We start from the raw sequence: 13064 nt of genomic DNA on the forward strand, positions 1-13064 counted from the left end.
TCAGCTAGCAGCCTTGCAGAGCGCATTAAATTTCTGAACGAGCTGGTGGATGCTCTCGATCGGCACCAGGAAGACCACTACCCGGACTTGTTTGATTTTTGACGGTAATGTATTGGCCAGCGCATTGTAGTGCTGGGTAACCTCTGTCTTGAGGTTGGCCAGATAATCAGACAGGTACCCCTCGGACAACGCGTCGCTGTCGTAGGCGAGCAGGATCGGGAAGCACAACACACTTAGCATTTCCTGCGCAGGAGCATTGCGGTGCAAGGCCTTGTTGAAGGCTTCGGCCGTGGGTAGGTGGTGATGAGGCTCGCGGAGCGTGATGATGATCTCTCGCTCCTCAGTTAGCGCCGCTCTGGAGATGGTGGCATCGAGCACATCGCAAATTTCTTTCAGTGTCTGATCCATCGTTCCGGTGGAAATCATCCGCGACAAACCAAGCCATAGCTGGTCTGCTTCACCCGGTTTCTGGACGATGTGCGCATTGCCGAACTCGGAAAGCTTGCCGTTGACCGCATAGAAAACCTTACATGCGATTGGCTCGCTGTTTTCCCGACTTCGCAGGATGGCATGCAATATCAACTCTGCAATCAATCGATCCCGAGGTACGGCGGCTTGGGTCAACGTGTTGATGGATCGCGCCAATGCCGTTGGCGTGTGGTGTATCTGGAAATTGGCGATTTCGCTCGCACGTAGACAGAATTCAGGCAGCCACTGCAGCAAGTGCTCCGCTAGTTGTTGGGCTCGCCATTCCTCGAAATCGTACTCGACGTCAAACCCAGAAAGGGTACGTAGCAAACCATCCTCTGTGGTCGTATGGAACTCCACCAGGAACGGATCGGGCTTGGTCTTGTATGGTTTGGCAAAGGCGGCAGAGTGCTTAGCAGCTGCACCAAGTAGTGCGTTCAGTCGCGCGAGGGCTGCCTCACGGCGGATTATTTTCTTCTCGGGCAAGGTTTTGACATCAGCAGTTGCAGCGTCGTCGGCCCAAGCCAGGAAGGCATCGTAGATCTCTTTCTGCTGGCGATGAGAAGGGGTCTCCCCATACAGATCGATAACCTCAGCAAGGACACGTAGATTCGTTGCCTCCAGCGACGAAACATCACCGCAAACTTGCCAGACGAAGTTGTCTGCCCAATAGGAAAAGTCCCGCCCTCTGACAGACACGGTCTTGAGCTGCTTGGCCAGCGTCCGCCCTCGCTGGGTGGCTAGGTCCGGGATAACCCGTCTGTCCAGTTCCTTGGCGAAATACTCCAGCGCCTTTGCGATATCGCGTTTGGACACGATCCTGAAGCAGGCTATGCCCGGTCGCACATCGCATTTTAATGATTTCTGAAACAGGGAGGAGTCAGCTTTCTGCTTCTCCAGGGCGGTGCACTCGGTCAGGTTCCACTTCTTATCACTTTCGGTGGTCTTGACCTGAATGTACTCATTGACAGTTTCCCCTGCATTCTCAGAAACCGCGACGATGTCATCAGCGGTTTCGCATTCCACTTGGAGATAGGTACTGTCACGCAGCATCTTCAAAATAAACGCAACGGCGACGTGATCCTGGTATTTGAAACCTTGTCGAGCTGCTGGCCCACCTTTATTTGATGGGCTTGGAATACTCACCATGACGTCCTTGTATCGATGAAGAAGGTTGGCGGCCGGGCTTGTGAAGAGCAAGCGCAAGCTTACGGATACATCCATTGATGGCTCCACGCTACCATCATTGGCGATCACTCGACTATCCCCACTTGTTCTCGTACGGAGGGTCAGCCATTAACTGAGGTGATCGAATAGCGCTCGACGGTGGTTGGGAACAGCAAAGGGTGACTTTTCGAGAAGGGAACTGTTGGGCGTTAGGCTGGGGGCATCCTTTTCAAACCATCCATAGCTTGCCCTCAGATATGCCCCCGGGAGCCTCATCTTCTGGAAGTGGATGGATCTCGATGGTCTGTGAAAAGGCAGAAATGATCAGCTGAACAGCCCGCCCGACGACGCCTAAAGACTCTCAGGATCGCCAAAAAACATCTGAATCCGCGAGCGCAACCAACGCTCGCCCGGATCATTGTCCTGCGATCCGCGCCAAGCCATGTGCAATTCAAAACTGCGTACCGGCAGCGGCGGATCTTCAGCCCGGACACCACCAGCCGCGGTTAGCGCGTCGGCCGTATAGTCAGGCACCGTCGCCACAATATCGGTGCCGCTCAGCAGCGAGCTCAGCCCGTTGAACTGCGGTACCGCGAGCACGACATGGCGTTTGCGCCCGAGTTTTTCCAGTTCTTCATCGATAAAACCGCTCAGGTCACCCGCGAACGACACCAACGCATGCGGCCGGGCGCAGAAGTCATCCAGGCTCAACGGCCCAGGCACGGTGTCGGCCCGCAACAGCTTCGGCATACTGCGACGCAGCACTTTGCGTTTGGCGTTGGCCGGCAGGTCGGCGGTGTAGCTGACGCCGATGGAAATCTCGCCCGAGGCCAATAGGCTCGGCATCAGAATGTAGTTGGCGCGACGCACCACCAGCACGATCCCGGGCGATTCGGCACGCAGGCGCTTGAGCAGCATCGGCAGCAGGGCAAACTCGACATCGTCCGACAGGCCAATGCGAAACACCGCGGTGCTGGTGGCCGGATCGAATTCCGCCGCACGGCTGACGGCCGTGGAAATCGAGTCCAGCGCGGGGGAGAGCAGGGCGAAGATTTCTATCGCCCGTGCGGACGGTTCCATGCTGCGACCGGTGCGCACGAACAGCGGATCATCGAACAGCCCGCGCAGGCGTGAAAGTGCCGCACTGATGGCCGGCTGGCCGAGAAACAGTTTCTCCGCAGCGCGGGTCACGCTGCGCTCGTGCATCAATGTTTCGAAAACGATCAACAGGTTCAGGTCGACACGACGCAGGTCATTACGATTCATCTGGAGTCCCTGGCAGAGTCATCAAGCTTGACGAGAGCGGCCATATAAGAACAATGGCCGGCATGAATCTTACGGGGAAAGGCTGCTACTCTGCACCGTGTAATTCAGTTTTTCCTGAAAGGCCGCTCCGATGTTCACGACATTTGATGATGCCGGCGGTGCTGCGGAATCAATGACAGGCATGTCGACTATTAATAGCCACGGATAGTCTTGGGTATAAAGCCCAGATAGAGTTCAAGGCATTAGAGGTTACTTTGACGAGGTTTGCGATGTCCCGCACGATCCGTTTTCACAAGTTTGGTCCAGCCGAGGTGCTCAAATGCGAAGAGCATGCGGCAGCGCTTCCTGCTCCGGGCGAAGTGCAGGTGCGTGTCGAGGCGATTGGCATCAGCTGGTACGACACGCTTTGGCGTCAGAACCTGGCTTCGTCTCACGCTCGTCTGCCTTCAGGTCTGGGCCAGGAAATGTCCGGTGTCGTTACGGCGCTCGGCGAGGGCGTCGATGACTTGGCAGTCGGTGACAAGGTCGCCAGCTTCCCGGCCCAAAGCCCGAACGACTATCCTGTGTATGGCGAGCAGATTGTTCTGCCACGCTCGTCACTGACCCTTTATCCGCAGGTGCTGAGTCCGATCGAAGCGGCCGTGCATTACACACCGCTGCTGGTTGCTTACTTCGCTCTCAACGATCTGGCACGGGTCAAACCCGGGCAATTTGTCCTGGTGACCGACGCCAGCCATTGTGCCGGACCTTCGTTCGTACAGCTCGGCAAAGCCTTGGGCGTACGAGTGATTGCCGCCACCAAAACGGCGGATGAACGTGAGTACCTGCTATCGCTGGGTGCCGAGAAAGTCATCGTCACTGAAGAAGAAGATCTGCTCATGCGGATCAACAAAATCACGGACAACCGCGGCGTGGATGTGGTGTTCGATGGGTTGGGTGGTCCGCAGATGTCGCTGCTCGGCGACGTGCTCGCGCCTCGTGGCAGCCTGGTGTTGTACGGCTTGCAGGGCGGTAACCAGACGCCGTTTCCGGCTTGTGCAGCGTTCCAGAAGAACATTCAGTTCTTTGTGCACTGTATCGGCAATTTCACCGGTAAGCCTGAATTGGGCATCATCCAGGACCAGGTCGCACTGCAGCGTGCCTTGCGTGATATCAACCAGTTGACCGCTGACCGCGTGCTACTGCCGCTCAAGACTCGGGTCTTCCCGTTTTCCGAGTTTGTCGAAGCACACCGCTACATGGACGAATGCCCATGCCGCGAGCGGGTGGCCCTACAGGTTGAGCCTGCGTAACACGCTCCAGAAAAAAGTCCGTGCTTGCACGGACTTTTTCATTCTCCCTCCGAAAAATGAGGCGCACCGTCAATCCATGACGGGGCCGTTCAGCAACTGAACTGGTTTTTGCCCTCAATCTGTATCTTCTAATCATCATATAAGCCCCGATAATTGAATGATTACTTTCATCTCAAGGAATGAGCTATGGCCAGGTATCGGGCAGATACTTTTCAATGCGCCCCGGCAATACAAACTCAACAATTGGCGTGTTATCGAACAGTTGCCGAAAAACTTAGGGTGACTTCTTTCTTTATTTATCGTGCTACTTGTCTGTGGGACGCTGTCGGATATTTCCTAGGATCACTCGCGCCGTCGCCAGACGCCCGTTCTGCCGGGACTGGAGGCCTGTCGACGCCAGGCGGTTTGTCGCCACGTTCTAATCGTTTCAAATAATGACTAAAGACTAAGTGTTAGCATTTGATATCAAGCACGACACTCTAATCATGACGGGCAACCGATTGCGCAATGCAAAGCGTTGTTTGCGTGACATCGAACCTATGAGTAACAGGTAAACAATGATGACCAATACCCATGATCAGGCAATGAACTATGTTTATCAGCAAGTATTGCAACGATTGCTGAGTTTCTTTTCGCGGGCCGAACGCACTGCATTGCAGCTGTTGATTCAGCGCGTGGTGGTCGCTGCAGGTGGCATGGAACGTATTGGCGAGTACAAGGTGCTGACGATCCAGTCCGGGACCCGCGACAGCTGCTATACCCTTGCGCTGCTACGTGCCGCGCAATTGAGCATTGCCGGCCGGGCACCCGCGACATTCCAGCTGCGGGTGGCGACCTTGCGCTTGAACGACGCAGCCTCGATGGCCCTTGAAAACATCCATCGCAGTTGCAGTGCGTTGTTTCTTTACGATGATCCTCGGGTTGAAGTGTTGATGGTCGATAACCGCGAGGTCCTGCCGTTCAATCACGGGGTCGGGGTCTCTGAAGCCGGCCGCGAGTCAAATCGACTCAATCTCTTGATGGTCGGTCACCGCCGAACCTGGAACGACCCTCTGGATCTGTGGGATGACGGCTACCTGGCAACGGGCGAGTTCTACGGACAAATCGCCCGCTGGGAACGGGGCGTCGATGCCATGGTCAGTAGCGATTCACCGCGCCAGCAAAAGCAGTTCATGGAGGGATTGAACCGTGCGGCGGCAAAGGCCGGCTTCCCGATGCCGGAGCAGGCTGACACCGGCTATGAGCAGCTCTTCGCGCGGCTTGATGAACTGGGCAGCGATTGCTATCGCGAGTTTTATCCCGGTCATGAGCAGCCCGCGTGGCGACCCGCAGAAAGTTTTGAGGCGTGTCGCCGCGCGACATTCATCGACATTCACGACCTGCTGGTCAGCAACCTGGAGGAGCGCTGGCCACTGCTTACCGAGTTCCTCAAGTTTCAACCTGACGGACTGATGACTCAGGTCGGCGATAACGACTACGCCAGCCTTTCGATTTCCGCACACCTGCGGGGGCTGCAAGCCAGGTTCGTGCAGGGGCGGACATACGAGGCCGGCATTAGCGATTATTTGCAGCGACTATTAGTCATGTTGCAACGCAAGCAACTTTCAGAGCATGTGTGCGACCAGGCATTGCAGACGTACGGCAACCCGGCAACCCTGTCGGAACAGCGCGAACTGGCGCAGGCCGAGGCGCAAAGAAACCTCGGCCTCAACGAAGCTCAACTGGTGTGTTTACTGTTTGCGCCCTTTGTAGAGAACGGTGCGTCGCTTGAACGTTTTCTACGCCAGTGTCATCCCGGCATGCTCGTGGCCTTGCCCGAACTGCATCGGGCAATGCAGGGCAAGCCTGCGCCCGAGCAGGTATTGCAATGGATGATCGACGTCAGCGGGTTGCCCGTTAGCCTGATCGGTGCGCTATATCGCATGGGGCCGGTGGCCAGCGCCGAAACAGCGGACACGGGACAGCACGCAGAGCTGATGGCGATTGACGCCATGACGGGCGAACGGTCAACGGGACGTTGAAAGTGCCTGGCTTGATAACGCGCACTCAGTTGCAGTGGGGCGAGCTCAGTATGTTCGGCCATTGCCCATGAAAGGACCCCGAGAAACCGACTTCGCTTATCAGGCGGTGTACCGCTACCTGACCCACCTGATCAGCGAACCGGTCAGCGACACCCGTGTGCGGCTCCCTTCGTTACGGCAGTTGGCGGACCGCCTGAGCGTCTCGATTTCGACCATTCAGTACGCCTATTCGCTGCTGGAAAAGGAAGGGCGCGTCTATTCGGTGGCCAAGTCCGGTTATTACGCACTGCCGGTGTCGTTCATCCGGCCACCTTGCAGCGGCAATGACCTGCTGGAGACGGTCTATGTGAATGCCAGACGCCCTGGAATGCTGGTATTGAGCGCTGATGAGCCTGCACTGCTGCAACCGTTGGACAGCCCGCTTTTGCTGCTTGAGAGAGAACTGTTGCGCCAGTATCCACGCCAGCCGCAACCCACCTCTCAACCCTGTGGCGAGCGGGAACTGCGCGCCGCCCTGGCGGCTCGTTACACGTCCTCTCCAGCGCGCTGTTGGCACGCCGACGATGTCTACATCGGTGCTGATCTGCGTGGCGTACTGGAAATATTGATCGCGGTGCTGTGCCTCAAAGACGCCACGGTCGTGGTGGAGTCGCCGTGCGACTGGGCGATCCTGCGATTGTTCCGGGACGCCGACGTGCAGGTCATCGAGTTGGCATTGCAAGCTGATGGCGGGCTGGACCTGGATCATCTGCAGATGCTGCTGGAAACCGAACCGGTGAGGCTGGTGATGCTGTCATCCGGCCTGAACATGCCGCGCGGCAGTGTGGCCTGCGACAGCAATCGACAATCCACGGCGCAGTTGCTGGAACGGCACGGCAGTTGGGTGTTGGAAAATGATTGTCACGGCGAACTCGAATTTGAACACGGCCGGCCACGGTTTCGTGATTGGCTGGACCCGGAGCGCTTGATCGTGTTCTCCACGTTCGAGAAGGTCATCGGGCCTGAAGCGCCCTATGGCTATCTGCTTTCGCGGCAACTGCGAGGTGAGCTGCAGCGGCACTTTTTGCTGCGATCGTTCCGGTTATCGCCGATCCGCCAGAAGGCCATCGCGCGTCTGTACAACAATGGACGAATCGATCAGCACTTACTGGTGCTGCGTCGGCTGCTCAAGGAGCGCAAAGTGCAGATGACTCAACTGCTGGAGGAGCGACTGGCAGACGCCTTGCATTTCGTCGATCCCCAGGGCGGCGCAACAGTCTGGGTGCGCTCGTTGCGGCGGGTCGATGTGCGCGGCGTGTTCCACCGCTTGCTCAAGCAGCAGGTCGTGGTGGCGCCGGGGGAATTGTTCAGTTTGCGCGGCCTGCATGGGCAACACCTGCGGCTGAGCCATACCTTTGGCGGTGAGCATGACCTTGCCGTTGCACTGGGTCTGCTGGGGGATGCCTTGCGTCTGGAGGCCACCGATTGAACGATGCGGTCAAACATCGTGAATCATCTTGAATCGATCCCATCGCGTTGCGGTCAAACTGCCAGTAAACTGCGTTCCAATTCCTGAACCAGTCTATTCCAGAGGTTTTGCATGACACTCAGTGCTTTTGCGGGCAAACCGGCACCGGCAGAATTGTTGGTCGACATCCCGCGACTGGTAACGGCCTATTACACCGGCCAGCCTGACGCCGCCATCTCTACCCAGCGTGTAGCCTTTGGCACGTCCGGACACCGAGGCAGTTCGTTCGACCTGAGTTTCAACGAATGGCACGTTCTGGCCATCAGCCAGGCGATTTGCCTGTATCGCGAAGCCCAGGGTATCGACGGCCCGTTGTTCGTCGGGATCGACACTCATGCACTGTCCACGCCAGCGGGTGCCAGTGCGCTGGAAGTATTGGCCGCTAACGGCGTCACTGTGATGATTGCCGAAGGTGATGAATACACACCGACCCCGGCCATTTCCCACGCGATTCTTTGCTACAACCGTGGCCGTACTTCGGGGCTGGCGGACGGTATCGTTATCACGCCGTCGCACAACCCGCCGCAAAGCGGTGGTTACAAATACAACCCCACCAACGGTGGCCCGGCCGATACCCATATCACCAAGTGGATCGAGGCAAAGGCCAACGAACTGCTGGCGGCCAAACTCGCCGGCGTCAAACGCATCAGTTACGAGCAGGCGCTGAAAGCCAGCACGACCCATCGTCACGATTACCTGAACACCTACGTGGCCGATCTGATCAACGTAATCGACTTCGACGCCATCCGTGATGCCAAGCTGCGTCTGGGCGTTGATCCGTTGGGCGGAGCAGGGGTGCGCTACTGGTCGGCGATTGCCGAGCACTACCGTCTGGACCTCGACGTGGTCAACAAGCAGGTCGATCCGACGTTCCGCTTCATGACCGTCGACTGGGACGGTCAAATCCGTATGGACCCATCGTCCACCCACGCGATGCAAGGCCTGATCGGCCTGAAAGAACGCTTTGACGTGGCCTTTGCCTGCGACCCGGATCACGACCGCCATGGCATCGTCACGCCGTCCGGTGGTTTGCTGGCGCCTAACAATTACCTCGCGGTATCGATCGACTACCTGTTCCAGAACCGCCCGCTGTGGCGCGCCGATGCTGCCGTGGGCAAAACCGTGGTCAGCAGCGGCTTGATTGATCGCGTGGCCAAGCGTCTGGGTCGTCGTTTGTATGAAGTGCCGGTCGGCTTCAAATGGTTTGCTGACGGGCTGTTTGACGGCTCACTGGGCTTTGGCGGTGAAGAAAGTGCTGGCGCCTCGTTCCTGCGCAAGGACGGCGGCGTCTGGTGCACCGACAAGGATGGTTTGATCCCGGCGTTGCTGGCAGCCGAAATGACCGCTCGCACTGGCCGCGATCCAAGTCAGGCCTATCGCGCGTTGACCGACGAACTCGGCGAGCCGTTCTCGGTACGCGTGGATGCCAAGGCCAACCCTGAACAGAAAGCCTTGCTGAGCAAGCTGTCGCCGGATCAGGTAACCTCGACTCAACTGGCGGGCGAGGCGATCCAGAGTATCCTCAGCCATGCGCCGGGCAATGACCAGGCCATTGGCGGCCTGAAGGTCATGACCGAAAATGGCTGGTTCGCGGCACGTCCGTCGGGCACTGAAGACATCTACAAGATCTACGCCGAAAGCTTTGTCGGTGATGACCACCTCAAGCAGTTGGTGGCCGAAGCGCAGACACTGGTGGATGGCGCCATTTCTGCGAAGTGATTGACGACCCCCATCGCGGGCAAGCCCGGCTCCCACAGGTTCAGTGGTGAACACAAATTTTGTGTTCGACCCCGACACTGTGGGAGCCGGGCTTGCCCGCGATGGCTTCAGTCCAGGCACCAAAAATCCAAAAAAAGGGGCGACCATCACGGTCGCCCCTTTTTTTGTCTGCCGTTTACCGGATCAAGCCAGGTCGACCAGGACGATTTCGCTGTCCTCAATCGCCGTCACTCGCAACACCTGCTCATCGGCTACAGCAACACCGTCTCGAGCTTGCGCACGTAAGCCATTGACTTCAATTACGCCAGTGGCCGGGACCAGGTAGGCGCGGCGACCGCTATCCAAGCGATACTCTGCGGATTCACCGGCCTTGAGGTTCGCCGCCACCAGGCGCGCATCGGCGCGGATTCGAAGGCTCTGATCATCGCCGGATTTACCGCTGGCCAGGGTCACGAAGCCTTCACGCTCACCTTTCGGGAACGGCTTGGCGCCCCAGGACGGTGCAAGACCGGATTCGTTCGGAATAATCCAGATCTGGAAGATCTTGGTCGCGGTCGCTTCCAGGTTGTATTCGCTGTGAGCAATGCCGGTGCCAGCGCTCATGACTTGAACGTCGCCTGCCTCGGTGCGGCCCTTGTTACCCAGGTTGTCTTCGTGAGTAATCGCACCTTCACGGACGTAGGTAATGATCTCCATATCCCGATGCGGGTGTTTTGGGAACCCGGTGCCGGAGGCAATCACGTCATCGTTCCACACTCGCAAGTTGCCCCAGTTCATGCGCTTGGGGTCATGGTACTCGGCGAACGAAAAGTGATGATGGGCATCCAACCAGCCGTGATGGGCGCCGCCCAGGGAGCTGAAGGGTCTGAGTTCGAGCATGGTCGTCTCCTGAAAGGGGGTTGATGGCGAGCATCATCTATCAGGCATACATCGATAAAAAGCGTAAAAAATGCCTTATTACAATCTAATTAGTTGATGTGAAATGCCCTCGAAATGTTCTCGTCCAGCTTTCACTTCATCGCATAAGCCAATGACCTCAAAGCATTTCACTAGAACTCAAGTGCAAATGCAGACACCATAGCCCTCAACAGCCTCACACCCTGGAGTCAGCCCGCGTGCCGCAACACACCCCCGATCTTCCTCCCGAACTTCGCCCCTTGGCCGAGATGCCGCTGCTCAAGCGCCTGGCCGCCCGATTCTTCGGTCATGGCTTGACCCGCCTGCGCGCGCAGCACCGCGCGTCCTGGTTGCACGGGCAGGCAGACGGCTTTCGCAGCGGTCACAGTGCGGGGTTTGATTACGGCTTTAAAGAGGGAAAACTCGAGGGGCTGGAAGAGGGCCGACAGGTCCTGCTGATCCGCGATTCACGCTCAACCGAGCATCGGCCGCCCAATGTCGATGACAACCTGTTTGACGATTGGCGCCTGCCATTGAGCGCTGAACTGAAGAAGCGCATGAAGGCCGATGTTGCCCGACTGCTGCCACCCCATGCCCAGCCAAGCGTTGCACAGTGGAAGATGATCTTCAGCGACACGCCGTCGACGTCGGTGATTGCCGGAGCGGGGGCCGGCAAATCGACCACGCTGGTGCTGCGTATTGTATTGCTGACCCACTATTTGGGTTTCGAGTTAGGCTCAATGACGGTGGTGACCTTTACCCGCGAATCGCGCAAAGACTTCATTAACAAACTGATCGAGCTGTTTGCGTTGTGGGGCCGTCCACTGAGCCTGAAAGAGGCGCGTGATCTGGTGCGTACCTTCCACTCGCGCATTCTGCCGATGGTTCGCAGCCTGCCGGGGTTCGAGCGTCTGCAAGCATTCGAAAACCTCAGCAACCGCGTGCAAAACGGTGAGGAAGAGGTCGACAGCAACCCGTTCGACCTGCGTATCAATGATGCTCAGCGTCAGCAGCTCAATGCCTGTTACCACCAGTTGCACACCCGCGATCAGCGCTTTCGCGAGTTGATCAAGCCTTTGTCCCGCCACGCCTTACAACTCAAGGAGCTGGAGCGCGACCACCCAGATGTGCAAAAACGCGTGGCCGTGACCGAGCTGGCGGCCAAGCGCGATGAAGAACTCTGTGACGTCATTGAAGACCTGTGGTTTCGCGCCGGCGCCTGGCCAATCAAGGGGATTGAACCCAATCGGCACTCGTTCGATATCAATGGCTCGACGTTCCGTTGCCACGGCTACATCCCGAGCCTGGATGCCTGGGTCGTATTGGGTTTCGATCCTCGGGAGAATCCGCAGGTTTGCCGCCCGAATGCCAAGCTGACCGTCCGGGCGGAATGGGCGGTAAAGCGCACACTGTTTCAAGCTTTCTGTCGTAAACCATTGATATGGCTAGATAGTTACGAATCATCAAAGCGGGTTTTGGCCTCTTTGGCAGGCGATGCCAGTGCGGGGCCGGGCTTTGATTACAAGGTTAAAGGCGAACTGGCTTCTGCACCCTTGCTGGACTGTTTTGTCGCGGCAGCCGGGTTTATTGAAAACCTGGGGCTGGATGTTCCGCACGCCGTTGGCCAGATGAGTTTCGCCAAGGACGACCCCGACCGGTTCTTCTTCGAGGCCTTGAGCCTGTTTTGGCGGGCGCTGGAAGATCATCTGCTTGATCAAAAACCGCCGGTGATGACCTACAACCGCATGTTCGCCTTGTTCAGCGAGCACTCCCCGGAAAACCTGAAACTGCTCAGCGATGAGTTGCTGCGGACACTGTCACACCTGATGATCGATGAATTTCAGGACGTATCGCCACAGATCGTTTCCTGGATTCGCGCCAGTCTGGCCGAGATCCGCAGTCGAGGTCCGGCGATGCATGTCGGGCGGGGGGCGCAACGCTCGTCTTTGCTTTGCGTGGGGGATGACTGGCAGTCCATTTATGGCTGGCGGGGCAGTTCGCCGACGTATTTCATGGAATTCAATAAAGAGTTCCCATCGCCAAGCACCACCAAAGTCATGCTCAGCGACAACTATCGCAGTCATCAACACATCATCGACGCTGCCGAGCATATCGTTCGCGCAGCACCGGCCATCGCGGGCAAGAAAGCCAAAGCCAGCGGCGAGCCTAAGCCGCTGCTGCCGGTAAACGTTCTGGACCGGGACGATCAAGGCATGGCCCAGCGCCTGATGGAGCATTACCGGAAGGGTGATTCAATCTTGATGCTTTATCGAAAAAGTAGCGATAAGTTATTGATTGAACAGCATATTCAACCTGTTGTTAATGTTGATTCGAGCTTGCCGTATGAAAACCGCCGGCTCAAACAGTTGACCTATCACAGCGCCAAAGGCTTGCAGGCCGACGCGGTGTTCTTGCTGGGTGATTGTCAGCATCTGACCAGTTCCCCCTACAAAAACCAGGTTTACCGCATGGCGGGACTTGGCAAGGCCGGTGACAGTGAGCCGTATGACAGCGCACAAAAAGACGAAATCCTGCGACTGGCTTACGTCGGCATCACCCGGGCAGTGAGCCATTGCTACTGGTATGTCGAGGGGCAGGACACGGCTGTGAACATGCCCAAGGCGTCGGACCGGATCGGCAAAGGGAAAGCGTTTTTTGCTGATCATCGGGTTACTCAGAAACTGGCGTAACCCTGAGTCGTCGCCCAATAAAAAGCCCACACAAAGT

8 protein-coding genes are annotated in these 13064 nt (G+C 57.4%); 5 read left to right on the forward strand and 3 right to left on the reverse strand.

The features are described 5' to 3' along the window. Positions 1-1692, reverse strand: a complete 1692-nt coding sequence (locus AC1DWM_RS00245; RefSeq protein WP_477783598.1) for a HamA C-terminal domain-containing protein — start codon at positions 1690-1692, stop codon at positions 1-3. Between the two features lie 294 nt (positions 1693-1986). Beyond that, positions 1987-2901: a LysR family transcriptional regulator gene (locus tag AC1DWM_RS00250; protein WP_477794386.1), complete on the reverse strand. Its 915-nt coding sequence runs from the start codon at positions 2899-2901 to the stop codon at positions 1987-1989. A 269-nt stretch (positions 2902-3170) separates the two neighbouring features. Between AC1DWM_RS00250 and AC1DWM_RS00255 the strand changes: the two genes are divergently transcribed. The 4 genes from AC1DWM_RS00255 (at position 3171) to pgm (ending at position 9440) form a co-directional block, all read left to right on the forward strand. Continuing rightward, positions 3171-4193: a zinc-dependent alcohol dehydrogenase family protein gene (locus tag AC1DWM_RS00255; protein WP_223512499.1), complete on the forward strand. Its 1023-nt coding sequence runs from the start codon at positions 3171-3173 to the stop codon at positions 4191-4193. A gap of 560 nt (positions 4194-4753) precedes the next feature. After that, a complete protein-coding gene (locus AC1DWM_RS00260) occupies positions 4754-6214 on the forward strand; it encodes a hypothetical protein (RefSeq protein ID WP_223512496.1) in 1461 nt (486 codons plus the stop codon). Positions 6215-6281: 67 nt separating this feature from the next. Then, positions 6282-7682, forward strand: a complete 1401-nt coding sequence (locus tag AC1DWM_RS00265; RefSeq protein WP_223512493.1) for an aminotransferase-like domain-containing protein — start codon at positions 6282-6284, stop codon at positions 7680-7682. Positions 7683-7793: 111 nt separating this feature from the next. Beyond that, positions 7794-9440, forward strand: a complete 1647-nt coding sequence (pgm, locus tag AC1DWM_RS00270; RefSeq protein WP_477794387.1) for a phosphoglucomutase (alpha-D-glucose-1,6-bisphosphate-dependent) — start codon at positions 7794-7796, stop codon at positions 9438-9440. A 183-nt stretch (positions 9441-9623) separates the two neighbouring features. Here pgm and AC1DWM_RS00275 read toward each other — a convergent pair whose 3' ends face one another. Continuing rightward, entirely contained in the window at positions 9624-10319 is a 696-nt protein-coding gene (locus tag AC1DWM_RS00275; RefSeq protein WP_223512488.1) for a pirin family protein, read from the reverse strand. Positions 10320-10555: 236 nt separating this feature from the next. Between AC1DWM_RS00275 and AC1DWM_RS00280 the strand changes: the two genes are divergently transcribed. After that, positions 10556-13027, forward strand: coding sequence for a UvrD-helicase domain-containing protein (locus AC1DWM_RS00280; RefSeq protein ID WP_477794388.1), 2472 nt, complete (start codon positions 10556-10558; stop codon positions 13025-13027). Positions 13028-13064 lie beyond the last annotated feature (37 nt).

It is taken from the genome of Pseudomonas sp. P4_C8 (assembly GCF_056401975.1).